The sequence below is a fragment of the Actinomadura keratinilytica genome, assembly GCF_039539665.1.
In the GTDB taxonomy this organism is placed as follows: domain Bacteria; phylum Actinomycetota; class Actinomycetes; order Streptosporangiales; family Streptosporangiaceae; genus Spirillospora; species Spirillospora keratinilytica.
In genome coordinates, this window is sequence record NZ_BAABDO010000058.1 from 15,939 (window position 1) to 40,283 (window position 24,345).

Below are 24,345 nucleotides of genomic sequence, written 5' to 3' on the forward strand. Positions count from 1 at the left end.
TGTCAGAGCCCGAACGCCCCGGCCACTCGGGCGAGGAGAGCGGCCTCGGTCATCGAGGTGTCCACCCGGACGGTGCGCAGGCCGAGACGCGCGGCCTCCTCCTGCAGGCGCATCGTGAACAGATGGTCGCGCTCGGCGAGATTGCGCTCCGCCCGCGCCGGATCGCCGGTCTTCCAGACGAATCCCTCCCCGGGCGCGGCGCGGCTCCGGAAGGCGGCCCGGCGGAATTCGGGAGTGGGGAGCAGCCAGACTGCCTTGTCCGGATCGGCGAGGAGAGGCCGCACCAGGTGCGGCAGCAACCGGAAGCCCTCGACGACGCACGGTTCCCGCGGCAGGGCCAGGAGGTCTTCGACGATCAGGTGGAAGCCCTCGCCCCGGAACCAGTGGAAGGTGTCGAGCATCACCTCGGGGGACCGGTTCACCCACCGCTCGTCCATGTCCATGGCGAGAAATTCATGCAGAGAGGGAGCATTCGCGGGGGTGGTCCGGGCGGCGTGGTCCCGCATCGCCTCGTCGGTTCCGTAGAGCCGCCAGCCGTGGCGGTCGGCCAGGCGGCGGGCGACCGTCGACTTCCCGGCGCCGCTTCCGCCGCCGATCCAGTAGACGTGCCGCAGCCGTGCCGCCATCTCTTCGGGATCGGCCATCTCGCCGCACCTTCTCCGCGGTGGTCCGTCGTCGGGAACTGTGTCCGCAGGGCCGACGCGGCCGGTGGGGGAGGGGCGGTGCGTCGGCGCGTGCGGCGCTGGGACGTGTCCGGAAAGGTCGCCGTTTGCGCCGCGGCCGCATGCACGCCGAACACGAGGGCGGCGGGGCGAGGCCGGCGGCGGCGCGCGGGCGACACGGGCGGTGGATCCGGCATCGCGGGCCGCCGCCGGGAACCTCGCGGCGTCCCGCTCAGCCGCTGACCTGGTCGCTGTCGCGGTGGGCGCCCCAGCCGTGCCAGCGGTCGATCTCGATCCAGGCGTTGAAGCGGGCCCGGTCCCGCACCGAGTACGGCTGGCCGAGGTAGTGCCGCGACAGCCGGTCGATGCCGGCCAGGCCCTCGTCCTCGCCGATGTCGACGACGCGGCCCACGACGGTGACGTGGGTGTACCAGTCGGACGCGTCGAGCACGGTGAGCGAGACCCGCGGGTCGTTGCGCAGATGCTGCAGGCGCTTGCGGCCCTCGTCCATGTTGACCAGCACCCGCCCGTCGTCCTCCCACAGGTACCACGTCGCGGTGGACACCGGCTGCCCGTCGGGGCGCAGCGTGGTGATGACCGCCGGGTTCGGCTTCTTGAGCATGGCGACCGCGGATTCGGGCAGCGGCGGCTTCGACATATGTCCCCCCTGGTTCTCTCCGACAGTTCGATCTTCCCGGTCCCCATCCTGCTACAGCGCCCGGGCGGCGCCCGACCCGTACCGACCACGTGGTGCGACGGGTGAAGGCACGGACGGTCAACCTATGATCGCCATGTCGGGTGGGCGCGGCGTCCGGGGGCATGCCGGCGCCCCGCCCGGCACCGCCGAGGAGATGAGTGGGAGCGATGGCTGATATCACCGAGACGGCCGAGTGGCGGGAGCTGGCCGAGCACCACACCGCGCTGGCCGGACGGCATCTGCGGGAGCTGTTCGCGGAGGATCCCGGGCGTGCGACCCGCATGAGGGTGACCGCGGGGGACCTTCACCTCGACTACTCCAAGCACCGCGCCACCGACGAGACGATCCGCCTGCTGGTGGCGCTCGCCGAACGCGCCGGGCTGCGCGAGCGCATCGAGGCGATGTTCACCGGCGAGCACATCAACGTCAGCGAGGACCGCGCCGTCCTGCACACCGCGCTGCGGCTGCCGCGCGACGCGAGCCTGACCGTGGACGGGCAGGACGTGGTGGCCGACGTGCACGCCGTCCTGGACCGCATGGCCGAGTTCGCCGAGCGGGTGCGCTCCGGCAAGTGGACGGGCTTCACCGGCAAGCCGATCGCGCACGTCGTCAACATCGGCATCGGCGGGTCCGACCTCGGCCCCGCCATGGCCTACGAGGCGCTGCGCGACTACGCCGACGCGGGCATCGCCTGCCGGTTCGTGTCCAACGTGGACCCGGCCGACGTCGCCGGGACGCTGGCCGGCCTCGACCCCGAGCGCACGCTGTTCGTGGTCAGCTCCAAGACGTTCGGCACGCTGGAGACGCTGACCAACGCGCGCGCCGCCCGCCGCTGGCTGGTGGAGCGGCTGGGCTCCGACGAGGCGGTGTCGCGGCACTTCGTCGCCGTGTCCACCAACGCGCAGCGGGTCGCCGACTTCGGCATCGACACCGCCAACATGTTCGGGTTCTGGGACTGGGTCGGCGGCCGCTACTCGATGGACTCGGCGATCGGCCTGTCCCTGATGATCGCCGTGGGGCCGGACCGGTTCCGCGAGATGCTCGCCGGGTTCCACACCATCGACGAGCACTTCCGCACCGCCCCGTTCGAGGCGAACATGCCGGTGCTGATGGCGCTGCTCGGCGTGTGGTACACCGATTTCTTCGGCGCGCAGACCCGGGCCGTGCTGCCCTACAGCCAGCGGCTGGCGCGCTTCCCGGCGTACCTGCAGCAGCTCACCATGGAGTCCAACGGCAAGTCGGTGCGCGCCGACGGCGCCCCGGTCGTGGCGCAGACCGGCGAGATCTTCTGGGGGGAGCCCGGCACCAACGGGCAGCACGCCTTCTACCAGCTGCTGCACCAGGGCACCCGGCTGGTGCCGTCGGACTTCATCGGGTTCGCCGAGCCGTTCGAGGACGTCCCGGCCGGCGACGGCGCGGGCATGCACGACCTGCTGGTGGCCAACATGCTGGCGCAGACGTCCGCGCTGGCGTTCGGCAAGACCGCCGAGGAGATCGCCGCCGAGGGCACGCCCGCCGCGCTGGTGCCGCACAAGGTCATGCCGGGCAACCGGCCCACCAACACGATCCTGGCGCCCCGGCTCACCCCGTCCACGCTGGGGCAGCTCATCGCGCTCTACGAGCACATCGTGTTCGTGGAGGGGACGATCTGGGGGATCGACTCCTTCGACCAGTGGGGCGTGGAGCTGGGCAAGGTGATGGCGAACGAGCTGACGCCCGCGCTGACCTCGGCCGAGCCGCCGCAGGACGCGCCGGACGCGTCCACCGCCGAACTGGTGCGCCTGTACCGGAGCCTGCGCGGCCGGGCCGTCTGACCCCGGCCTCCCGGACCCGGAGGGCCAGGGCGGCCGGGCCGCGCGGGTGTCCACTGCGCGGCCCGGCGCCCGCGGCTCAGCTCTGCGCCGACCTCCGCACGACCCAGCCTCGGGTCTCGAGCAGGTCGCGGAACTCGGGGTAGGAGATGAAGCCGTCGCGGTTGGTGTCGGCCGTTTCGAACCTGTCCTGGACCTCGGCCCGCGTCCACGACAGCCCCAGGCTGTCGAGGCACACGCCGAACTCCATCAGGTCGAGCCTGTCGTCACCGCCGAGGTCCCCCCGTGTGAAAACGTCGTGCAGGTCCACCTCGGTCGGTTTGGCGGTCATCTCACTCCTCGTCGTCGGGTGCGAATGTGCCCCGCATGATCTCACAGCGGTGAGGCGGGATACGGGGTGAAACGCCGCCGGGCCGCCGCCGGTTCCCGCCGCGGATGTGATGCCGGTCAAGATCACGCCATGATTTCTCCCGGCGCCGCGAAAGGCCCGTTTCGAAGGGGCGGCCCCGCCGCCGCACAAAGCGCCGTCCGACGAAAGCCGCGCACCGGAGCAAACGCCTAGGATCGGGGGATATGCGGCTATCGAGCAGCACGGTGGTCGTGGTGGCGGGCGAGGAGGCCCGGCGCGTGGTGGCCGGCCTCCGCGGGCTGTCCAACGTGCGGGCCGTGACCCGTGGCGACCACGACCCCGAGGAGTTCGCCGACCTGGTCAGGCGAGGCGAGGCGACCTACGTCGTGCACGACGCCGACCCGCTGGCGGAGGTCGGCGACGCGTGGGTGGAGTTCTTCGACGGCGTGTCGGCGACCGGGCGGCTGGAGGTCGCCATCGAGGAGGCGGTCGGCGCGCTGCGCGCCGACCGCCTGGAGCTGCCCGACTACTACGTCGTCCTCGACCCCGAGGACATGCCCGCCACGCGCCGCCACTGGTGGCTCGGCGTGCTCGCCGGGGCCGCGCCCAACCGCGTGGTGCCCGCGCCCGCGTCCGCCGCCCGGGTCGCCGACGCGCTCGGCGGGCTGACCGCCGGACGCTGGTGGCCCGCGGACCTGGCGGGCTGGCTGCGCGGCCTGCCCCGCGTCGTCCCCGACAAGGCGGGCCTGCCCGGCGGCACCGCCTAGCGATTACGGCGACATTTGCCGTTGTATCCCGCAGAATCCCGCTCTAGCGTCGCGGGCCGGCGACACGTGCCCACGGCGGCCGGACGGGCGGGAGGGAACGGCGATGAAGGCGGTCCTGCGGAGGGCGGCGGCGCTCGCGCTGCCGCTGGCGGTGACGGCGGCGATGGCGCAACCGGCGGCCGCCGAGGGGCCGGCGGCGCGGGACGGCTGGCGGCTGGTCGCGGCCGAGGGGTTCGACCGCCCCCTCGACGACCGGCACGCGGCCTGGTTCCGCGACGACGACGGCCCCGGCAGCGCCTACGACGTGGACGAGTACGACAACGACGGCGCGTTCTTCGACGCCGTCGGCGGGCCCGCGTTCCGCGAGCAGCTGGCCAAGGTCCGCACCTACCGCAAATCGTTCGCGTTCGGCGCGCGCGGCTGGCTCACCGCCGAACTGGCGGGCCGCGACGACGACGGCGACGGACGCCCCGACGGCGCCCCCACCCTCACCGCGCGGGGCGGCGCGGCGCACCTGAACGAGCCCAATCACAAGGGCGGCGTCCTCATCCGCTCGACCCGCGCCCTGCCCGCCGAGTACCGGGTCGAGGTGACGTTGCGCGGCCTGGACTTCGGCGGCCAACGCGGCGGCTCCTGGGACTACCCCGACGGCCGCATCAACGGGTACGCGCCCGACGGCTGCAAGACCAACTTCCCCTGGGCGTCGGGCGGCGACTTCTCCCGGCCCGAATGCTCGTGGCCGGACGTCCGCAGCGACGCCAACGGCTTCTACTACCTGGGCATCATGGACTACGACCGCCCGGCGCCGCACAACAACGTCTTCATCCACGTCCACCGCAAAGTGGCGATGGACTCCTACAACCGCTACAAGTACACCGGCTCCGGGCTGCGCTACTGCAACCCCGCCACGGGCCAGTACGAGCCGTACGCGGCGGGCACCGGCAACGGCGTCAACGCCATCTTCATGACCGACGACCGCCGCTACGCCGACCAGCCCGGCACCGAGTACCTCATGCACAGCGAGTGCGGGTTCGCCAAGGGCGGCGCCATCGTCTCCCAGGTGGACCTGCGTCCCGAACTGCTGCCCGGCGAGAGCTACCGGTTCGCCGTCGAACGGCGCGACGGCGCCTACACCATGGAGATGTCGGGCGTGTTCGCCCACGTCGGCCGGGCCACGTTCCGCTACACGCGCGCGTTCGTGCAGGACGGCGAGCCGATCTGGCACTACAACCAGCGGCCCGAGGAGTACGACGGCCGCTTCAACGGCGAATGGACCTGGTCGGGCCCGGGCGGCACGCACGTCGACCGCGACACCTGGCCCGCCGGGTCGGCCTACCCGGACCACTTCATCATCGGCGACCCGCACATGAACTTCTACGAGGGCGGCGCCCAGATCGACGACGTCCGCCTCTATGTGCCCAGGTGAGCGGCCGCCCGGGTGCGGAACTCCTGCGGGCTGACGCCGCGTTCGCGCTTGAACGCGGTGCTCAGCGCGAACGCGGTGCCGTAGCCGACGCGGCGGGCGATCGCCTCGACCGTCGCGTCGGTGTCGCGCAGCAGGTCGGCGGCGCGGGCGAGCCGCAGCCCGGTCAGGTACGCCATGGGCGGCTCGCCGACCAGCCGGGCGAACCGCCGCGCCAGCGCCGCCCGCGACACCCCCACCCGCGCGGCCAGCGCCGCCACCGTCCACGGGTGCGCGGGGTCGTCGTGCAGCATCCGCAGCGCGGGCCCCACCACCGGGTCGCCGTGCGCCCGGTACCAGCCCGGCGGCTCGGCGCCGGGACGGGCGAACCAGCCGCGCAGCACCGCGATGACCAGCAGGTCCAGCAACCGGTCCAGGACGACCTCCTGGCCGGGCGCGTCCCGGGCGATCTCCTCGCCGAGCAGCGGCACCAGCCGCCCGCCCTCCGGCCACACCAGAAGCGGCGGCAGCGCCGCCGGCAGCCGCCCGGCGATCTCGCCGCGCATCCGGTAGGTGCCGATCAGCATGCAGGTGGCGCCGTCGGCGCTGTTGCCCCACGTGCGCACGCCCAGCGCCATCGTCTGCCGCAGCGGCTCGCCGCGCAGGGTGGTGCACCGCCCGCCGGGATGGATGACCACCTGCGGCGGGGTGGCGGGGTCGTCGGCCACCACGTACGGGTCCGGGCCGCGGGCGATCACCACGTCGCCGGGCCCCGCCCGCAGGGGGCGCCCGCCGTCCGCGGTGACCCACGCCTCGCCCCGCACCATCGCCACCGCGCACAGCGGCGCCCGGTCCTCGATGCGGAGCGACCACGGCGGGTCCAGCACGGCCCGCAGCATGAAGGCGCCCCGGGCGCGGGGGCCGTCGAGCAGGTCGGAGATCGCGTCCACGCGGGCAAGCGTAGACGGGCCGCGGCCGCCGTCCGGCCCGTCGCGGAGGCGTTCCCCGAACCCGGAGGGCGCGGCCCGGGCCGGGGTCAAAGGACGTCGGCGAGGAACCGGCGCAGCCGCGGGCTCCGCGGCGCGTCGAAGATCTGCTCGGGCGGCCCGGACTCGACGGCGACACCGCGGTCCAGGAAGGCGACCGTGTCGGCCACCTCGCGGGCGAAGCCCATCTCGTGCGTGACGACCACCATGGTCATGCCCTGCCGGGACAGGTCGGACATGATGCCCAGCACGCCCTTGACCAGCTCGGGGTCGAGCGCGGAGGTCGCCTCGTCGAACAGCATCACGCGCGGCCGCATCGCCAGCGCGCGGGCGATGGCGACGCGCTGCTGCTGCCCGCCCGACAGGCTCCCCGGGCGCGCGCCGGCCTTGTCGGCCAGCCCGACCAGCTCGAGCTGGCGGCGGGCGGTCTCCTCGGCCTCGTCGGCGGACAGCCTCCTGATCCGGCGCAGCGGCAGCGTCAGGTTCCGCAGCACGCTCATGTGCGGAAACAGGTTGAACTGCTGGAACACCATGCCGATCTGCCGCCGCAGCGCGTCGGGGTCGCCGTCCAGCACGCTCACCCCGTCCAGCAGGATGTCGCCGCGGTCGGGCTCCAGCAGCCGGTTGATGGTCCGCAGGAACGTCGACTTGCCGGAGCCGGACGGGCCGATCAGGCAGGCCGTCCCGCCCGGCGGCACGTCGAGGTCCACCCCGCGCAGCACCTTGGTGCGGCCGAAGGAGAGGTGGATGTCGCGGGCGGTCAGCCCGGCCGGGGAGAACGCCGGTTCGCCTCCGGCGGCCGGCCCGGTGCGCTCCTCGTCGCTCATCCGGCCTCCTCGCCCTGCGCCGGCACCGGCGTCCCGCCGGTGAGCAGCAGCATGCCGCCGTCGTCGTCGGTGCCCGCGCCGTCCCGGCGGCGCCCGTGCCGCAGCCGCCGGTCGACGAAGTTCACCAGGTGGGTGAGCGGCACCGTGAGCGCCAGGTAGAACAGGCCGGCCAGCACGAGCGCGGACTGGTCGCCGCTGTTGGCGGCCGCGTCCTGCCCGATCCGGAACAGCTCGCGCTGCCCGGCCGCCAGGCCGAGGAAGTACACCAGGCTGGACTCCTTGATGAGCGCGATGAGCTGGTTGACCCACGCCGGCAGCACCCGCCGCACCCCCTGCGGGATGATCACCAGCGCCATCGCCGCGGCGTGCGAGAAGCCCAGCGCGCGGGCCGCCTCCAGCTGCCCGGCCTCGACGCTCTGGATGCCGGACCGGAAGATCTCGCCGATGTAGGCGGTGGCGATGAGCGCGAGCGCGAGGATGCCGAGCGGGTACGGGTTGGGCCCCCACAGCTCCATCGCCGGCTGCGCCAGGCCCACCCCGATGAGCAGGATCGTCACCACGGCGGGCAGGCCGCGGAAGACGTCGGTGTAGACGCGCGCGGGCCAGCGCAGCCACCGCCTCCGCGCGATGCCCGCCATGGCCAGCAGCAGCCCGAGCACGGTCCCGATCAGCGCCGAGGTGATCGACAGGATCAGCGTGTTGGGCAGCCCCGTGGTGACCATGTCCCCCAGCGCCTCGCGCATGGAGGACCAGTCGAAGAAGCTGTCCCACAGCGTCGCCAGCACGTCCACGGTTCAACGCCCTCCGCAGGCCCGGCCCGCCGGCATCCGGACGGCTCCGGTCACCGGGCGCCGGACGCCGACGCGGACGGCGACGCCGAGCCGTTGACCGGCGGGTGGTCCACGTTCCCGCTGCCGGGCTTGAACTCCGCCGGGATCGCGCGGCCCGGGTAGTACTGCTGCTGCAGCCTGGTCCACGTGCCGTCCTCGATCACCTCGTCCAGGCCCCTGTTCAGCGCCGCGAGCAGCTCCGGGCGGTCGTGGGCGACGGCGAACGCGGTCGGCGCGGGGCTGAGCTCCTTGGCCGCCAGGACGACCTTGCCGCCGCTGTCTGCGGCGGTCTTCTCCCCGATCTCGGCGGGGGAGATCCAGGCGTCGGCCGTCTTGGTCTTCAGCTTGTTGAGGGCGCTGTTGTAGTCGGGCACGCGCACCGGGTTCAGCCCCTCCTTGGTGGCGTAGTCGTCCTGGACCGTGCCCTGGACGACCACGACGCGCTTGCCCTTGAGCTCCTGGAAGCTCTTGATCGGCGACCCGGCCGGCACGTCGAGCCCGAAGTAGCCGAAGTCGTAGCCGTTGGTGAACGAGACGGTCTTCTTGCGCGCCTCGGTGATGGTGATGGAGGAGCTGCCCACGTCGAACCGGTGCGCGGCCACCTGGGTCAGCAGGGCCGAGAAGTCGGTGCCGACGAACTCCACCTTGAGGCCGATCTTGGCGGCGACGGCGGTCAGCAGGTCGTTGTCGAACCCGGTGAACTTGCCGTCCTTGAGGTAGACGTTGGGCGGGGCGTCGGTCAGGGTGCCCGCCCGCAGCGTGCCCGCCTGGATCAGCTTGTAGGGGTTGCCGCCGGACGAGGCGTCCGACGAGTCCGACGATCCGCCTCCGCACGCGGTCAGGGTCAGTGCGGCGGACAGGGCGGCGATGGCGCCGAGGACGCGCTTGGGGAGCATGGTCTCCTCGCAGGGTGTGCGCACAGCGGACCGCGCCCTGGCGGCGGTGGCCGCGGGGCGCGGCTTCCGGGGAAGCGGCCGGGCGGAGCGGACGGAAGGTCGGATCGCCGCCCGGGCCGGCAACCAACTATACAAGTAGGAAAAGTACACTACGACCGCCCGGTCGCCGCCGCTCCGGCGGGCGGGCCGACCCCGGTGCGAGCGGTCCGGACGAGATCATATGCTTTCCCGACATGAATGGTGGGATATCGGTCGCGGAGCGGGACGCGGTCGGACTGCGCCGCCTCTTCCACGCGCATCCGGAGACGGCGTTCACCGAGCTGTGGACGTCGGTCGCGATCGCGGCGGAGCTGCGCAGGCTCGGCTACCGGGTGCGCACCGGCGCGGACGCCATCGACCTGTCCGACGTCCCGGCGCTGCCCGGCCCGCGGGAGCTGGCCCGCGCCGCGGACCGGGCGCGGGCCTGGGGCGCCGACGACGACGGGCTGCGGGCCGTGCGCGACGGGCACACCGCGGTGGTCGCCGAGCTCGACGGCGGCGCTCCCGGGCCGGTGACCGCCGTCCGGATCGACATCGACGCGCTGCCCCTGGCCGAGTCCGCCGACCCCGGCCACGCGCCGGCGCGGGAGGGCTTCGCCTCGCGCGACCCCGAGGCCATGCACGCCTGCGGCCACGACGGGCACATCGCGGTGGGCCTCGAACTGGCGCGGCGGCTGGCGAAAGGGGGCTTCCCCGGGCGGATCCGGCTGCTGTTCCAGCCCGCCGAGGAGGGCGGGCGGGGCGCCCGCGCGATGCTCGGCGCGGGCGCCGTCGCCGCGGTGGACCGCCTGTACGCGCTGCACCTCGGGGTCGGGCTGCCGGTCGGCGAGGTCGCCGCGGGCACCTGCGGCTTCTTCGCCAACGCCAAGCTGCGCGCGGTGTTCACCGGACGCCAGGCGCACGCCGCGCACGCCCCCGAGGAGGGGCGCAACGCCCTGCTCGCCGCCGCCCAGGCGGTGCTCGGCCTGCACGCCCTGCCCCGGTTCGCCGCCGCCGACACGCGGGTCAACGTCGGGATGCTGCGCGCCGGGACGGCCCCCAACATCGTCGCGGCCGACGCCGAGCTGCGGCTGGAGCTGCGGGCCACCGCCGGGCACGTCTGCGACGAGCTGGAGCGCCGGGCCCGCGCCGTGCTGGACGCCGCGGGCGCCGCGCACGAGGTCGGGGTGCGGACCGAGCGGATCGGCGCCGCCACGACGGCGGACTGCGACCCGGCCGCGGTGCGCGCGATCGCCGCGGCGGCCCGGGCGCTGCCCGCGGTGACGCGCGTGCACCACGCGCACCGGTTCGGCGCCAGCGACGACGCCACGTTCCTGATGCGGGCGGTCCAGGAGCAGGGCGGACAGGCGACGTACCTGGTGGTCGGGGCCTCCAGTCCCGCGCCGCACCACAGTCCCGCGTTCGACATCGACGAGGCGTGCCTCGGCATCGCCGCCGACGTCCTGGAGCGTGCCATCCGCACGCCGGAGAAGGAGGTCCCGTGAGCTTCAGCCACCTGTCCCATCTGGAGTGCGGGCGGTGCGGCGCCGTCCACGCCGCCGACCGGCCGCAGAACCTGTGCCGCAGGTGCGCGTCGCCGCTGCTGGCCCGCTACGACCTGGCCGCCGTCCGGGCGGCGGTGCGCCCCGGCGACCTCGCCCGCCGGCCGCCCGACCTGTGGCGGTACCACGAGCTGCTGCCGGTCGGCAGCGCCGACGCGGTGGTCACGCTCGGCGAGGGGATGACGCCGCTGCTGCCGATGCCCCGCTACGGCGCCCGCATCGGCCTGCCCGGCCTGCTGATGAAGGACGAGGGCCTGGTGCCCACCGGTTCGTTCAAGGCCCGGGGCGCCGCGGTCGGCGTCTCGCGCGCGGCCGAGCTGGGGATCAAGCGGCTGGCGATGCCCACCAACGGCAACGCCGGCGCCGCCTGGTCGGTGTACGGGGCGCGCGCCGGCCTGACCGCGACCGTCGTCATGCCGGCCGACGCGCCGGAGATCACCCGGCGCGAGTGCGCGGCCGCGGGGGCGGACCTGACCGTGGTGGACGGCCTGATCAGCGACGCCGGGCGAATGGTCGGCGAGCTGGTGGCGCGCGCGGACGGGGAGGTCTTCGACGCCTCGACGCTCAAGGAGCCGTACCGGATCGAGGGCAAGAAGACCATGGGCCTGGAGATCGTCGAGCAGCTCGGCTGGCGGACGCCCGACGTGATCATCTACCCGACCGGCGGCGGCGTCGGCCTGATCGGCATCCACAAGGCGCTGACCGAGCTGGCGGAGCTGGGGTGGATCAGCGGCCCGCCGCCGCGCCTGGTCGCGGTCCAGGCCGCCGGGTGCGCGCCGATCGTGCGCGCCTTCGAGCGCGGCGAGCGGCACAGCGAGTTCTGGTCGGGGGCGACCACGGTCGCGTTCGGCATCAACGTGCCCCGGCCGATCGGCGACTTCCTCATCCTGGACGCGCTGGCCGCGACCTCGGGCACCGCGGTCGGCGTCACCGACGAGGAGCTGCTCGCCGACCTGCGCGCGGTCGCGGCCCTGGAGGGCGCCTTCGTCTGCCCGGAGGGCGCGGCCGCCTTCACCGCCGCCCGCAAGCTGCGCGAATCGGGCTGGCTCGCCGAGGACGACGAGGTCGTCGTGCTGAACACCGGCGCCGGCCTGAAGTACCCGCGGACGGTCCCGGTGGACGTCGAGGTCGTGCCCGCCCCCGAACCGGCCTGACCGGGCGCGACCGCGGAGCGGACGGGCGAGCGGCATGATGAAACTCCATATTTCCTACTGGATTAATTTCATTTGGGAGGAGCGCGGTGGGCGATGACGCGACGGCCGCCCGCGCCCGCGACGACGCGGCCCTGCTGGTCGTCGACCGGGTCGCGATCGGATACCGGCGGCAGGGGCGGTACCTGCCCGCGGTGGGGGAGGCGAGCTTCCAGGTCCGGCGCGGCGAGAAGGTGATGCTGCTCGGCCCCTCCGGCTGCGGGAAGTCCACGATCCTCAAGGCGGTCGCCGGATTCCTGCGCCCGTCGGCGGGCCGCATCGTCGTCGACGGCCGGGAGGCCCCGGAGCCGGGCCCCGACCGCGCCGTGGTGTTCCAGGAGTTCGACCAGCTGTTCCCCTGGCGCACCGTCCTCGGCAACGTCGCCTACCCGCTGCGGGTGACGGGCGCCGACCGCGACACCGCCAGGCGCAGGGCCGCCGAGTACCTGGAGCTCATGGGTCTGCAGGGGGCGCTCGACAGCTACCCGCACCAGCTCTCCGGCGGGATGAAGCAGCGGGTGGCCATCGCCCGGGCGCTGGCCATCGACCCGCTCATGCTGCTCATGGACGAGCCGTTCGGCGCGCTGGACGCCCAGACCCGGGGCCGCCTGCAGCGGGAGCTGGCCGACATCGCGGCGCGCACCAAGGTGACCCTGCTGTTCGTCACGCACAGCATCGACGAGGCGATCCTGCTCGGCGACCGCGTGGTCGTGCTCGCGGGCCGCCCGTCGCACGTCGAGCGGATCGTCGACGTCGGCGGACTGGACCGGCCGGACGCCCCCGGCTTCGCCGACGCCCGGCGCACCCTGCGCGCGCTGCTCGCCGAGGAGGGAGAGGACCTCGACCGTGCCTTCATCGACTGACACGCCTGACGCGCCTGACGCGCCTGACGCGCCTGACGCGTCCGACGTGCCCGACGTGCCCGACACGCCTGAAGCGTCCACCGGCGCACCCGCCGCCGCGCCGGCCGGTGAGCGTGCCGCCGACACCGGCCGCGGCGGCACGCCCTGGTCGCGCCTGCCGACCTGGGCGCGGCGCACCGTCGTGTTCGCGGTGCTGATCGCGATCTGGCAGGCGTACGCGTCCCTGTCGGGGGTCAGCCGGTTCGTGTTCGTCGGCCCCGCCGACGTGGCGGAGGCGTTCGCGCGCGGCTGGGCGAACGGCGACATCGCCGTGGCCACCGCGACCACCATGCGGCTGCTGCTGACCGGCATGGGCATCGGCATCGCGCTCACGGTCGTGCTCACCGTGGCGGCGACCACCACAAAGATCGGCGACGACGTGCTGACCCTGCTGACCTCCATGATCAACCCGCTGCCGTCGGTGGCGGTGCTGCCGCTGGCGATCCTGTGGTTCGGGCTGACGGACTCGGCGCTGGTCTTCGTCACCGCCAACGCCGTGCTGTGGCCGATGACCGTCAACGTCAGCATGGGGTTCCGCACGGTCCCCGCCACGATCACGATGGTCGGCCGCAACCTGGGCCTGCGCGGCTGGCGGCTCACCCGCGACGTGCTCATGCCGGCCGCGCTGCCGCACGCCATCGCCGGGCTGAAGACCGGCTGGGCGTTCGGCTGGCGCACCATCATCGCCGCCGAGCTGGTGTTCGGCGTCGCCGGCGCGCACGGCGGCCTCGGCTTCTTCATCAACAACTCCCGTTACTTCGCACGGATCCCCGACGTGTTCGCCGGACTGGTGACGATCGCCGTCATCGGCATCGCCTTCGACCTGGTCTTCGGCTGGGTCGAGCGGCGCACGGTGGGCCGCTGGGGCATGAAGGAAGGCGCAGCGATATGACCTCGACCCTCTACACCCGCCGCCAGGCCCTGCGGCTGGGCGCCCTCGGCGCGGGCGCCGCGGCGCTGTCGGCCGCGTGCGGCGGCGGTGCCGCCGGCGGGTCCGGCAAGGAGATCGGCATCGCCATCGGCAACGGGATCAGCTACGCCCCGTTCACCGTCCTCCAGGCCAAGCGGTGGCTGGAGGAGGAGCTCCCCGGCCGCACCATCAGCTGGAAGATCATCTCCGGGGGCGGCACCGTCCGGGACGCGCTGCTGTCGGGCAAGCTCCACCTCGGCTGCTCCGGCCTGGGCCCGCTGCTCATCGGCTGGGACGCGGGCGTCCCCTGGAAGATCGTCTCGTCGCTGAACGACATGCCGCTGTGGCTGGTGGCCAAGGACCCCCGGTTCAAGAGCCTGCGCGACTTCCGGCAGGGCGACCAGATCGCCGCCGTGCAGCCGGGCTCCATCCAGTCGGTCATGCTGCAGAAGGCCGCCCAGCAGCAGCTCGGCGACCCGCACGCGCTGGACCGGAACATCGCGACCATGGCCCACCCCGAGGCCCTGGAGGCGCTGCTCGGCGGCCAGATCGCCGCCTCCTACACCTCCCCGCCGTTCCAGTTCCAGGCCGTGGAGCAGGGCGCCCGCAAGCTGGTGGACAGCTACGACCTGTTCGGGCGGCACGGCTTCAACGTGGTCGCCGCGACCGAGGAGTACGCCGAACGCAACCCGGACGTCCTCACCGCGGTGCACAAGGCGATCGCCCGCGCCAACGACTTCATCACCGAGCAGCCCGCCGAGGCCGCGAAGATCCTCGCCGACGCCGAGAAGGGCAGGATCGGCGCGGAGAAGTACGAGAAGTACCTGACCTACGAGGGCATCGAGTTCACCACCACCCCGCACGGACTGGTGAAGCTCGCCGCGTTCATGAAGGAGATCGGCGTCATCAGGAAGGTCCCGGCCGACTGGCGCGATCTCGCCTTCGACACCGTCCGGAAGGAGGACGGCTCCTAACAGCCCGGCCCGCCGGCCCGCCGCCGTGGACGCCCGCGTATGCGGCCGAGCGTCCCGGCCATGTCGCCGCGCGGCCCGCCCCGGTTGACTCGGTCCCGCTCGGCGGCAGGGGGCCGCCGAGCGGGAGGAGAGCACCACTGTGAAGAGCACCCTGGCGGCCGTTCCGGCGGCCCTGTCGATCCTGATGACCGCCGGGGCGGCCGGGACGTTCTTCGGCTTCTCGACCGGGGTCATGCCCGGGCTGAACGCGGCGCGCGCGTCCTCGGCGGTCGACGCGATGCAGGGCATCAACCGGCGCATCCAGAACCCGGTGTTCCTGGGGGCGTTCCTGCTCGCGCCGGTCGCGGCCGGGGCGGCGGGCGCGCTGCTGCTGGCCGACGGCCGGCGGTCGGCGGGCCTGCTGTTCCTGTCGGCGGGCGCCGTCTACGTGCTGGGTGCGCTGGCGCCGACGGTGGTCGTCAACGTGCCGATGAACAACGCCCTGGACGTCACGAGGATCCCCTCCGACCCGGCAGAGGCCGCCCGGGTCTGGGCGGACTACACCGGGCGCTGGACGGCCTGGAACACCACCCGGGCCGTGTTCAGCAGCGCCAGCGTCCTGCTGATGGCGCTGGGCTGCCACAAGTGGGGCGCGAACCGCTGACCGCCCCGCGCCGGCCCGGGCAGGCCGGGACGCCCGCCTCCGCGGCCGGGCGCCCCGGCGATCCCGGCGTGACCGCCGGGCCGTCCCCGTCGTGATCTGTCTGCTTCCGCCCTCTAAGCTGGCACATCGTTACAGACCGTGCGCATGGTGCACTACCATTCGCGTGGGTCAAACGATCACATTGCGGGCACATGTCCGCTGGTCCGGGCCCGTGACGGGGGCCGAACGACGGGCGCAGAGGGAGAGGTCATGGACGTCGAACGGACGACACTGCCGGGGATCGGGTTGCGGCACGTGCTAACCACCAGCCGCGGCCGCCAGATCGGGGTGGTGACGCATCGCACCGACCGCCGTGACCTGGTCATCTACGACAAGGAGGACCCGGACACCTGCGTGGTGTCGGTCGCGCTGACCGGCGAGGAGGCCAACGCGCTGGCCGAGCTGCTCGGCTCGGGCCGGGTCGTGGAGCGCCTGGCCGAGCTGCACCGCGAGGTGGAGGGCCTGGTCACCCAGCAGTTCCCGATCGCCGCGGGCTCGCCGTTCGACGGGCGCCCGCTCGCCGCCACCCAGGCGCGCACCCGCACCGGCGCGTCGATCGTGGCCGTGGTGCGCGCGGGCCGCGTGCACGCCAGCCCCCGACCCGACTTCGTCTTCCACGAGGGCGACACCGTCGTCGTGGTCGGCACCGAGGAGGGCACCGCCGCCGTCGCCGAGATCCTGGCGAGCGGGTGATCCGCGGATGGAGTCTGCCGTTCAGCTCATCGAACTCGGTGCGATCATCCTGGCCCTGGGCCTGCTGGGCGCCGTGGCCGTACGGTTCTCGATCTCGGCGATCCCGCTGTACCTGGTGGCGGGGCTGGCCTTCGGCTCCGGTGGCGTACTTCCGCTGACGACCAGCGAGGAGTTCGTCTCCATCGGCGCCGAGGTCGGGGTCATCCTGCTGCTGTTCACCCTTGGCCTGGAGTACACCGCCGGCGAGCTGGTCGGCACACTGCGCACCTCGGCCCCGGTCGGGCTGGCCGACCTGGTCCTGAACGCCGCACCCGGAGTGGTGACGGCGCTGCTGCTCGGCTGGGGCCCGGTGGCGGCCGTCGTCATGGGCGGCGTCACCTACGTCACCTCCTCGGGCATCACCGCCAAGGTGATGGGCGACCTGGGCTGGCTGGGCAACCGGGAGACCCCCCGGGTGCTGTCGGTGCTGGTCTTCGAGGACCTGGCGATGGCCGCCTACCTGCCCATCGTCACCACGCTGCTGGCCGGCGCCGGGCTGGTGGCCGGCGCCAAGACCCTGGCGATCGCCGCCGCCACCATCACCGTCATCCTCATCGTGGCGCTGCGCTGGGGACGGCTGGTGGAGCGGTTCGTCGAAAGCCCCACCGACGAGGTGCTGCTGCTGAAGGTGCTGGGCCTGACGGTGCTGGTCGCCGGGCTGGCCCAGCAGCTGCAGGTCTCGGCAGCGGTCGGCGCGTTCCTGGTGGGCATCGCGCTGTCGGGGCCGCTGGCGCACTCGGCGCGGGAGGTGCTCACCCCGCTGCGGGACCTGTTCTCCGCGGTGTTCTTCGTCTTCTTCGGCCTGCACACCGACCCGGCCGAGCTGCCGCCGGTGTTCGGCGTGGCCGCGCTGCTCGCCGTGGCCGGGATCGCCACCAAGCTGGCCACCGGCTGGCTGGCCGCCCGCCAGGCGGGTGTGGCGCCCACCGGCCGGCTGCGCGCCGGCGCCTCGCTGGTGCCGCGCGGTGAGTTCAACATCGTCATCGCCGGGCTGGCCGTCTCCGCCGGGGTCAACCCGCGGATCGGCCCGCTGGCCGCCGCCTACGTGCTGATCCTGGCGATCGCCGGGCCGCTGCTGGCCCGCTGCGCCGAGCCGCTGGCCCGCAAGCTGTACCACAAGCACCCGCCCGAGAAGGCGATCGACGACGGGCCCGTCCGCGAACGCTCCGGCGGGCGCTCCGACGCCGGCGACGACGATCCCAGCCCGGCCGCGAGCCCCGTCGGCTGACCGGCGGATCGTCCGCTGACGACGTGATCAGGGGCCGCCGTGCGCACCGCGGCGGGCCCTGACGTCTGTTGTCTTTCCATTCGCCGGAAAAGCCGCTTCTCCGCGCCGGGGCCGTGCCCCAGGCTTCCGGGTGACCGTCCCTTCGGTCTTCGGCGGCGCCCAAGGAGAGCAGAGCATGCCCGTGCAGGATCCTCCCCGTACCGAGGTCGATCTGGACGTCGTCCTGGACGGCAGGCGGCCCGTCGCCGAGGACGTGGTGCTGCTGACGCTGCGCCGCCCGGACGGCGGGCCGTTCCCCTCGTGGGAACCCGGCGCGCACGTCGACCTGGTGCTCGCCCCCGGCCTGGTCCGCCAGTACTCGCTGTGCGGCGACCCGGCCGACCGGTCGGTGCTCCAGGTCGCGGTGCTGCGGGAGCGGGACGGCCGCGGCGGCTCCGAGCACGTGCACCGGCGGCTGGCCGAAGGCGACCGGCTGGCCGTCCGCGGCCCCCGCAACCACTTCCCGCTGGTCGCGGCGGACCGCTACCTGTTCATCGCGGGCGGCATCGGCATCACCCCGATCGTGCCGATGCTGGCCGCCGCCGACGCCTCCGGCGCCGACTGGAGGCTCGTGTACGGCGGCCGCACCCGCGCGGCGATGGCCTTCCGCGCCGACCTGGAACGCGCGTACGGCGACCGCGTCAGCGTCCGCCCCCAGGACGAGACGGGCCTGCTCGACCTGGACGCCCTGCTCGCCGAGCCGGACGAGCGCACCGCGGTGTACTGCTGCGGCCCCGAACCGCTGCTGGCCGCCGCGGAGGAGCGCTGCGCCGCCTGGCCGCCCGGCGCCCTGCACGTCGAACGCTTCACCCCCAGGGACGACACCGGCCCCCGCGAGTCGTTCGAGGTGGAGCTGGCCCGGTCCGGCAGGACGCTGACCGTGCCGCCCGGCAAGTCCATCCTGCAGGTGGTGGAGGAGGCGGGCGTGCAGGTGCTGTCGTCCTGCCGGGAGGGCACCTGCGGCACCTGCGAGACCGAGGTGCTGGGCGGCGAGCCCGACCACCGCGACTCGGTGCTCACCGACGAGGAGCGCCGGTCCGGCGAGATCATGATGATCTGCGTCTCCCGCGCCCGCGGCGCCCGCCTCACCCTCGACCTGTGAGCCCCCGCCCGCCCGCGGCACCTCGAGGCGAGGCGCCGCTCACGACGGCGCGGACGCGATGCGGTCGTGCCGGCCGTCGGGCGTGTGCGCCCGGTCGAACGACGCGCTCACCTCCCGCTCGGCCGCCGCGCGGTCCTGCCAGCCGCGCACGTCGGCCTCCTTGCAGGGCTCCAGCTCCTTGTAGATGTCGAAGAAGTGCCCGATCTCGGCCAGCACGTGCGCGGGCACGTCGGCCAGCTCCCGCAGCTCGGCGTACCTCGGGTCGCGGGCCGGCACGGTGAGGATCTTGGCGTCCGGGCCCTGCTCGTCCAGCATCCAGAACACCCCGAGCGGCCGCACCGACACCAGGCAGCCCGGGAAGGTCGGCTCCTCCAGCAGCGCCATGGCGTCCAGCGCCTCCCCGTCCTCGGCGCGCGTGCCGGGGATGAACCCGTAGTCGACCGGATACTGCGTCGCGGTGAACAGCAGCCGGTCGAGCCGGATGCGGCCCAGCCCGTGGTCCATCTCGTACTTGTTGCGGGACCCCTTGGGGATCTCCACGACGATGTCGAACTCCACCCCCGCCTCCTCGCTTCTACCGCGCGCCCGCGCGTTCCTGCCCGAGCCGTCCCGCCACCGCCGCGGCCGCCGCGCCCACCGCGGCCACGGCCGCGGCGCGGCGCAGCGCGGGCCAGCCGCCGTCCCAGCCGCCGCGCACCGTGCCGGTGTCTCTCGTGGGCGCGTGCACGGTGCCGGACGTGGCCGGGGCCACGTCCCTGCGCGACAGGTGGCGGCGCGCCACCCGCCGGGCCATGCCGCGCTCCAGCCGCCGCCGGTTGAGCCGGGCCTGCAGCCGCAGCAGCCGGCCTGCGCGGCCGACCACCACCTCCGGGACCGGCGAGCGCAGCAGCCCGACGATCGCCCGCGCCACCCTCTCGGGCGGATACACCGGCGGCATCGCCACCACCCGGCGGCCGGTGTAGTTGGCGGCGTGCTGGAACAGCGGCGTGTCGATCGTGGCGGGCAGCACCGTGCACACCTTCACCCTGTGCTCGCCCCGCACCCGCAGCTCCTGGCGGATGCTGGCGCTCAGCGCCGACACCGCGGCCTTGGACATCGCGTACGCGGTCGCGTACGGCTGCGGTGCGAGCGCCACCACCGACGACACGTTCACCAGCACGCCCCGCCGTGCGCGGCGCAGGAACGGCAGCGCCGCCCGCGCGCCGTGCACGTACCCCATCACGTTGACGTCCAGGACGCGGCGGAAGTCCTCCAGCGGCACGTCCTCGAACGGCCCGAACAGCGACACCGCCGCGGCGTTCACCCACATGTCGACGCGGCCGAACCGGTCGGCGGCCCGCCGCGCCAGCTCCTCGACCGACCGGACGTCGGTGACGTCGGTCGGCACGGCCAGCGCCCGCCCGCCCCGGCGGCGGCACTCGACCGCGACCTCCTCCAGCGCGTTGCCGCGTCGGGCCGCCAGCACCACCGAAGCGCCCCGGTCGGCGAAGGCCAGCGCGGTGGCGCGGCCGATCCCGCTGGACGCGCCGGTGATCACGACGACGGCGTTCCTGGCTCTCACCCGGACCTCCACACCTCCCTCGCACCGCGCACCGGCCGGACCGGCGGTGCCGGTCCGGCCGGTGCCGACCGTGCGGCCACATACCCGGGGCCGCGCGCGGCATGCGGACACGCCCGGGGTACCCGGCGCGATGTCCGAACAATGGCGATTCGGGGCCCGGTGCGGAGGGGCGAACCCGGTCGGAACACGCGGACCGCGCCCGTCCGTCCCAGGCGTGGCGGCGCCCGGGACGGACGGGCGCCGGATCAGGCGTCCGACGGGGTGATCGGCAGGTAGATGCGGCCGCCCGACGCGGTGAACTCGGCGGCCTTCTCACGCATCCCCGCCTCCAGCGCCTCCGACTCGGTCAGCGACCGCTCCTCGGCGTACCGGCGCACGTCCTGTGTGATCTTCATCGCGCAGAAGTGCGGCCCGCACATCGAGCAGAAGTGCGCGGTCTTGGCGGGCTCGGCCGGCAGCGTCTCGTCGTGGAAGGCGCGGGCGGTGTCGGGGTCCAGGGACAGGTTGAACTGGTCCTCCCAGCGGAACTCGAACCGCGCGTCCGACAGCGCGTCGTCCCATGCCTGCGCCCCCGGATGCCCCTTGGCCAGGTCCGCGGCGTGCGCGGCGATCTTGTAGGCGATCACGCCCGCCTTGACGTCGTCGCGGTCCGGCAGGCCCAGGTGCTCCTTGGGGGTGACGTAGCACAGCATCGCGGTGCCGTACCAGCCGATCATCGCCGCGCCGATCGCGGAGGTGATGTGGTCGTAGCCGGGCGCGATGTCCGTCGTCAGCGGGCCCAGCGTGTAGAACGGCGCCCCGCCGCACAGCTCCCGCTGCAGGTCGACGTTCTCCTTGATCTTGTGCATGGGCACGTGCCCCGGGCCCTCGTTCATCACCTGGTTGTCGTACTCGGCGGCGATCCGGGTGAGCTCGCCCTGCGTGCGCAGCTCGGCGAACTGCGCCTCGTCGTTGGCGTCGGCGATCGACCCGGGCCGCAGCCCGTCGCCCAGCGACCAGGTGATGTCGTAGGCGGCGAAGATCTCGCACAGCTCGCGGAAGTTGGTGTACAGGAAGTTCTCCTTGTGGTGCGCCAGGCACCACGCCGCCATGATCGACCCGCCGCGCGAGACGATGCCGGTCTTGCGGCGCGCGGTCAGCGGGATGTACCGCAGCAGCACCGCGGCGTGCACCGTCATGTAGTCCACGCCCTGCTCGGCCTGCTCGATGACGGTGTCCCGGAAGATCTCGTAGGTCAGCTCGGCCGGGTCGCCGCCGACCTTCTCCAGCGCCTGGTAGAGCGGCACCGTGCCGACCGGGACGGGCGAGTTGCGCAGGATCCACTCGCGCGTGGTGTGGATGTCGCGCCCGGTGGACAGGTCCATGACCGTGTCGGCGCCCCACCGCGTCGCCCACGTCATCTTGTCCACCTCCTCCTCGATGGAGGAGGCCACCGCCGAGTTGCCGATGTTCGCGTTGACCTTGCACAGGAACCGGGAACCGATCACCATCGGCTCGGACTCGGGGTGGTTGACGTTGGCGGGCAGCACCGCCCGTCCCGCCGCCAGCTCCTCGCGGACCACCTCCGGCGGCACCCCCTCGCGCAGCGCCGCGAACTCCATCTCCGGGGTGATCTCCCCGCGCCGCGCGTACGCCCGCTGCGTCACCGCCCCGCCGGTGGCCCGGCGCGGCCGGCGCGGCGGAAAGGCCCCCTGGCCGCGCAGCGGGTCGGCGGACCGGCGGCCGTCGTCCTCCGGCCGGACGGGCCGCCCCTCGTACTCGGCGGTGTCGCCGCGCTCGGCGATCCACCGGGCCCGCAGGGCGGGCAGGCCGCGCCGCACGTCGACGACGTGGTCGGGGTCGGTGTACGGCCCGGAGGTGTCGTACAGCACCACCTTCGCGCCGTTGGTCAGCGACACCTCCCGCATGGGGACGCGCACGTCGGGACGCGACCCGACGAGGTACGTCTTGCGGACGGGAAGGTCGGTGCGGACAGGCGTGGAAACGCTGTCGGTCATGATGACGTGATCTCTCCCTACGCCGGCATTACCCGGTCAGGTTCCAGCGGTCGGCGGCCGTATCAGCCGCGATCTCAGCCCGGTTCGCCGGGCCCCCGCGATCTGTCGCGCCGACGCTAACCTGCGGCACCCCCGTTGCCGCAACCCGGGATCATGAGGTAAGGCGGCGCCGCCGGCACCTGACGCGATGTGACCAACGCCATCGCGCGCCCGGCCCGATCGGCCCGCCGGGCGGTTCGGCGCCGGGCCTGCGGGCATGCGGGGCCGCGAGGGCCGGGCGCTCTCGGGGGCTTCCGCGAGCCGACCGGTAGGGTCAGGATCTAGGGGACAGAGATGCGTTGTCCTGCCTGGCCGGTGGGCCCGGACCGAGGAGAGCGAGCGCGTCAGTGATGGCAGTCGTGGGCGGGGGGACGGGGGGCGTGACGCCCCGAGCCGGAGGCGGGGCGTCGCCGCCCGGGAGCGCACCGGGGGCCGGGGGGCCGCCGCACCGGCAGCCGCCGCCCGACAGGGACGACGCCGGGGCGGCGTCCGGTCGGATCTGGACGATCCCGAACGTCCTGAGCTTCGCGCGCCTGCTCGGCGTGCCGCTGTTCCTGTGGCTGGTGCTGGTCGGCGCCGACTGGTGGGCGCTGGGCGTGCTGGTGTTCGCCGGCCTGTCGGACTGGCTGGACGGCCGCCTGGCCCGCGCCCTCAACCAGACCAGCAGGCTCGGCATGGTGCTGGACCCGGCCGCCGACCGGCTGTACATCCTGGTCACCCTGATCGGCCTGACCGTCCGCGAGGTCATCCCGCTGTGGCTGGTGGTGCTGCTGGTGGGCCGGGAGGTCGCGATCGCGCCGATCATGCCGCTGCTGCGGCGCCTGGGCTACGGCGGGACGCTGCCGGTGCACTTCGTGGGCAAGGCCGCCACCCTGTGCCTGCTGTACGCCTTCCCGCTGCTGCTGCTGGGCGACCACGACGGCACCGCGGCCACCGCGGCCAAGATCGTCGGCTGGTGCTTCGCGATCTGGGGGACGGGCCTGTACTGGTGGGCCGCCGCCCTCTACTGGCGGCAGGCGCGGCAGCTGATGCAGGCCGGTCCCATCGCGGACGCCCCCGGCGCAGAACCGACCGGCGCTGAGCGAGCCGGCGCTGAGCGCACCGGCGGGGGCGGGGAGGAAGCCGCGGGGGAGAGGCCCGACTAGCCTGCCGGATCCGGCCCGCCCGGAGTCTCGCTTCAAGATCACGTACCCGCTACGCTCGGAGGACATCTCCGACAAGGGGGTTCGATGATTACCTTGGGTGCGTTTCTCGGCATCGCGGCGGTGGCGCTCGGCCTGGTGCTGACGCCCGGCCCCAACATGATCTACCTGGTGTCCCGGTCGATCACCCAGGGCCGCCGGGCCGGGCTGATCTCGCTGGGCGGGGTGGCGACCGGCTTCACCGTGTACGCCGTCGCCGCCACCGCCGGACTGACCGCGGTGTTCACGCTGGTCCCCGCCCTGTACACGGCGGTCAAACTGGCCGGCGCCGCCTACCTGCTGTGGCTGGCCTGGCAGGCCGTGCGCCCCGGCGGCACGGCGGTGTTCGCGCCGCGCGAGCTGCCCGCCGACCCGCCGCGCCGCCTGTTCGCCATGGGCCTGCTCACCAACCTGCTCAACCCGAAGATCGCCGTCCTGTACGTGTCGCTGCTGCCGCAGTTCGTCGACCCGGCCCGCGGCCACGTCGCCGCGCAGAGCCTGCTGCTGGCGCTCACCCAGATCGCCGTCGCGGTCACCGTCAACGGCCTGATCGTGCTGGGCGCGGGCTCGATCGCCCGGTTCCTGGCCCGCCGCCCGGCCTGGCAGCGCGTCCAGCGGTACGTGATGGGCTCGGTGCTGGGCGCCCTCGCGGTGCACCTGGGCCTGGACCGCTCCCGCGCCGCCGCCGCGACCCCCTGACGCGCCGGCCCGGCCGCCGCGCGCGACGCAGGTCACAACGGCTGACCTGCACGTCGTCCCCCGCGGCCTTGCCATGATGGGGCGGTGACCAGCCGCAGCCCCGACGCCCCCGACGCGTCTGCCGCCAGACGTCCGGACGCCTCCATGTCGCTGCTGGCCGACCTGTTCGCCGGCCGGCTGCTCGACCCCGGATACGCCGTCGCCGCCGCCCGCCGCGCCGCCTAGGGCGGGCCCGCCGCGCGCGGGCGGCGGCACGGCACCGGCGTGCTGGCGGTCCTGGTGCTGGCCGGCGTGCTGCTGGC

The 24,345-nt window shown here is 73.9% G+C and carries 25 protein-coding genes and 1 riboswitch; of the genes, 15 read left to right on the top strand and 10 right to left on the bottom strand.

Annotation, left to right across the window (positions count from 1 at the left end):
* Positions 1 to 2: 2 nt before the first annotated feature.
* Complete coding sequence (locus ABD879_RS18750) at positions 3 to 644, bottom strand: hypothetical protein (RefSeq protein WP_345022761.1); 642 nt, start codon at positions 642 to 644, stop codon at positions 3 to 5.
* Between the two features lie 250 nt (positions 645 to 894).
* Positions 895 to 1,320 carry a PPOX class F420-dependent oxidoreductase gene (locus tag ABD879_RS18755; protein ID WP_345022762.1) on the bottom strand — a complete coding sequence of 142 codons (426 nt, stop codon included), beginning with the start codon at positions 1,318 to 1,320 and terminating at the stop codon, positions 895 to 897.
* Positions 1,321 to 1,526: 206 nt separating this feature from the next.
* On the opposite strand from ABD879_RS18755, the gene pgi reads away from it, so the two are divergent.
* A complete protein-coding gene (pgi, locus tag ABD879_RS18760; RefSeq protein WP_345022763.1) occupies positions 1,527 to 3,173 on the top strand; it encodes a glucose-6-phosphate isomerase in 1,647 nt (548 codons plus the stop codon).
* A 76-nt stretch (positions 3,174 to 3,249) separates the two neighbouring features.
* Here pgi and ABD879_RS18765 read toward each other — a convergent pair whose 3' ends face one another.
* Complete coding sequence (locus ABD879_RS18765; RefSeq protein WP_345022764.1) at positions 3,250 to 3,501, bottom strand: EF-hand domain-containing protein; 252 nt, start codon at positions 3,499 to 3,501, stop codon at positions 3,250 to 3,252.
* Positions 3,502 to 3,743: 242 nt separating this feature from the next.
* Here ABD879_RS18765 and ABD879_RS18770 point away from each other — a divergent pair, with 242 nt between their 5' ends.
* The gene (locus ABD879_RS18770) at positions 3,744 to 4,286 is read left to right on the top strand and encodes a hypothetical protein (RefSeq protein WP_345022765.1); all 543 of its coding nucleotides are present in this window, start codon (positions 3,744 to 3,746) and stop codon (positions 4,284 to 4,286) included.
* Between the two features lie 103 nt (positions 4,287 to 4,389).
* On the top strand, positions 4,390 to 5,712 hold the full coding sequence (locus ABD879_RS18775) for a hypothetical protein (RefSeq protein WP_345022766.1): 1,323 nt from the start codon (positions 4,390 to 4,392) through the stop codon (positions 5,710 to 5,712).
* On the opposite strand, the gene ABD879_RS18780 is transcribed toward ABD879_RS18775, so the two are convergent.
* The 4 genes from ABD879_RS18780 to ABD879_RS18795 form a co-directional block, all read right to left on the bottom strand.
* Positions 5,697 to 6,638 carry an AraC family transcriptional regulator gene (locus tag ABD879_RS18780; RefSeq protein WP_345022767.1) on the bottom strand — a complete coding sequence of 314 codons (942 nt, stop codon included), beginning with the start codon at positions 6,636 to 6,638 and terminating at the stop codon, positions 5,697 to 5,699. The two genes, ABD879_RS18775 and ABD879_RS18780, sit on opposite strands and share 16 nt — an antisense overlap.
* 86 nt (positions 6,639 to 6,724) lie before the next feature.
* Entirely contained in the window at positions 6,725 to 7,501 is a 777-nt protein-coding gene (locus ABD879_RS18785; protein ID WP_345022768.1) for an amino acid ABC transporter ATP-binding protein, read from the bottom strand.
* A complete protein-coding gene (locus ABD879_RS18790; RefSeq protein WP_345022769.1) occupies positions 7,498 to 8,292 on the bottom strand; it encodes an amino acid ABC transporter permease in 795 nt (264 codons plus the stop codon). The genes ABD879_RS18785 and ABD879_RS18790 overlap by 4 nt, the downstream gene beginning before the upstream one ends.
* A gap of 50 nt (positions 8,293 to 8,342) precedes the next feature.
* Positions 8,343 to 9,227 (bottom strand): ABC transporter substrate-binding protein, encoded by an 885-nt coding sequence (locus tag ABD879_RS18795; protein ID WP_345022770.1) that lies wholly within the window; start codon positions 9,225 to 9,227, stop codon positions 8,343 to 8,345.
* Positions 9,228 to 9,460: 233 nt separating this feature from the next.
* Here ABD879_RS18795 and ABD879_RS18800 point away from each other — a divergent pair, with 233 nt between their 5' ends.
* The 9 genes from ABD879_RS18800 to ABD879_RS18840 all read left to right on the top strand — a co-directional run bounded on the left by ABD879_RS18800 (position 9,461) and on the right by ABD879_RS18840 (position 18,566).
* Complete coding sequence (locus tag ABD879_RS18800; protein ID WP_345022771.1) at positions 9,461 to 10,750, top strand: amidohydrolase; 1,290 nt, start codon at positions 9,461 to 9,463, stop codon at positions 10,748 to 10,750.
* Positions 10,747 to 11,961: a threonine synthase gene (locus tag ABD879_RS18805; protein ID WP_345022772.1), complete on the top strand. Its 1,215-nt coding sequence runs from the start codon at positions 10,747 to 10,749 to the stop codon at positions 11,959 to 11,961. The genes ABD879_RS18800 and ABD879_RS18805 overlap by 4 nt, the downstream gene beginning before the upstream one ends.
* Before the next feature lie 86 nt (positions 11,962 to 12,047).
* On the top strand, positions 12,048 to 12,860 hold the full coding sequence (locus ABD879_RS18810) for an ABC transporter ATP-binding protein (protein WP_345022773.1): 813 nt from the start codon (positions 12,048 to 12,050) through the stop codon (positions 12,858 to 12,860).
* 55 nt (positions 12,861 to 12,915) lie between these two features.
* The gene (locus ABD879_RS18815; RefSeq protein WP_345022774.1) at positions 12,916 to 13,791 is read left to right on the top strand and encodes an ABC transporter permease; all 876 of its coding nucleotides are present in this window, start codon (positions 12,916 to 12,918) and stop codon (positions 13,789 to 13,791) included.
* Positions 13,788 to 14,783 carry an ABC transporter substrate-binding protein gene (locus ABD879_RS18820; RefSeq protein WP_345022775.1) on the top strand — a complete coding sequence of 332 codons (996 nt, stop codon included), beginning with the start codon at positions 13,788 to 13,790 and terminating at the stop codon, positions 14,781 to 14,783. Before ABD879_RS18815 ends, ABD879_RS18820 begins: the two co-directional genes overlap by 4 nt.
* Before the next feature lie 139 nt (positions 14,784 to 14,922).
* Positions 14,923 to 15,426 carry an anthrone oxygenase family protein gene (locus tag ABD879_RS18825; protein WP_345022776.1) on the top strand — a complete coding sequence of 168 codons (504 nt, stop codon included), beginning with the start codon at positions 14,923 to 14,925 and terminating at the stop codon, positions 15,424 to 15,426.
* A gap of 249 nt (positions 15,427 to 15,675) precedes the next feature.
* The gene (locus tag ABD879_RS18830; RefSeq protein WP_345022777.1) at positions 15,676 to 16,158 is read left to right on the top strand and encodes a cation:proton antiporter regulatory subunit; all 483 of its coding nucleotides are present in this window, start codon (positions 15,676 to 15,678) and stop codon (positions 16,156 to 16,158) included.
* Positions 16,159 to 16,165: 7 nt separating this feature from the next.
* Positions 16,166 to 17,425 (top strand): cation:proton antiporter, encoded by a 1,260-nt coding sequence (locus tag ABD879_RS18835; RefSeq protein ID WP_345022778.1) that lies wholly within the window; start codon positions 16,166 to 16,168, stop codon positions 17,423 to 17,425.
* 175 nt (positions 17,426 to 17,600) lie between these two features.
* Positions 17,601 to 18,566 carry a PDR/VanB family oxidoreductase gene (locus ABD879_RS18840; protein ID WP_345022779.1) on the top strand — a complete coding sequence of 322 codons (966 nt, stop codon included), beginning with the start codon at positions 17,601 to 17,603 and terminating at the stop codon, positions 18,564 to 18,566.
* 39 nt (positions 18,567 to 18,605) lie between these two features.
* Here ABD879_RS18840 and ABD879_RS18845 read toward each other — a convergent pair whose 3' ends face one another.
* The 3 genes from ABD879_RS18845 to thiC all read right to left on the bottom strand — a co-directional run bounded on the left by ABD879_RS18845 (position 18,606) and on the right by thiC (position 22,124).
* Complete coding sequence (locus ABD879_RS18845) at positions 18,606 to 19,124, bottom strand: inorganic diphosphatase (RefSeq protein ID WP_345022780.1); 519 nt, start codon at positions 19,122 to 19,124, stop codon at positions 18,606 to 18,608.
* Between the two features lie 16 nt (positions 19,125 to 19,140).
* The gene (locus tag ABD879_RS18850) at positions 19,141 to 20,127 is read right to left on the bottom strand and encodes an SDR family oxidoreductase (protein ID WP_345022781.1); all 987 of its coding nucleotides are present in this window, start codon (positions 20,125 to 20,127) and stop codon (positions 19,141 to 19,143) included.
* Positions 20,128 to 20,372: 245 nt separating this feature from the next.
* The gene (gene thiC, locus ABD879_RS18855; protein ID WP_345022782.1) at positions 20,373 to 22,124 is read right to left on the bottom strand and encodes a phosphomethylpyrimidine synthase ThiC; all 1,752 of its coding nucleotides are present in this window, start codon (positions 22,122 to 22,124) and stop codon (positions 20,373 to 20,375) included.
* A riboswitch (TPP riboswitch) is annotated at positions 22,122 to 22,233 on the bottom strand. (Overlaps the previous gene by 3 nt.)
* Before the next feature lie 427 nt (positions 22,234 to 22,660).
* Here thiC and clsA point away from each other — a divergent pair.
* The 3 genes from clsA (at position 22,661) to ABD879_RS18870 (ending at position 24,268) form a co-directional block, all read left to right on the top strand.
* On the top strand, positions 22,661 to 23,308 hold the full coding sequence (gene clsA, locus ABD879_RS18860) for a cardiolipin synthase ClsA (RefSeq protein WP_345022785.1): 648 nt from the start codon (positions 22,661 to 22,663) through the stop codon (positions 23,306 to 23,308).
* A gap of 84 nt (positions 23,309 to 23,392) precedes the next feature.
* On the top strand, positions 23,393 to 24,043 hold the full coding sequence (locus ABD879_RS18865; protein WP_345022783.1) for a LysE family translocator: 651 nt from the start codon (positions 23,393 to 23,395) through the stop codon (positions 24,041 to 24,043).
* A gap of 84 nt (positions 24,044 to 24,127) precedes the next feature.
* Positions 24,128 to 24,268, top strand: coding sequence for a hypothetical protein (locus tag ABD879_RS18870; protein WP_345022784.1), 141 nt, complete (start codon positions 24,128 to 24,130; stop codon positions 24,266 to 24,268).
* The last annotated feature ends 77 nt before the right edge of the window (positions 24,269 to 24,345 follow it).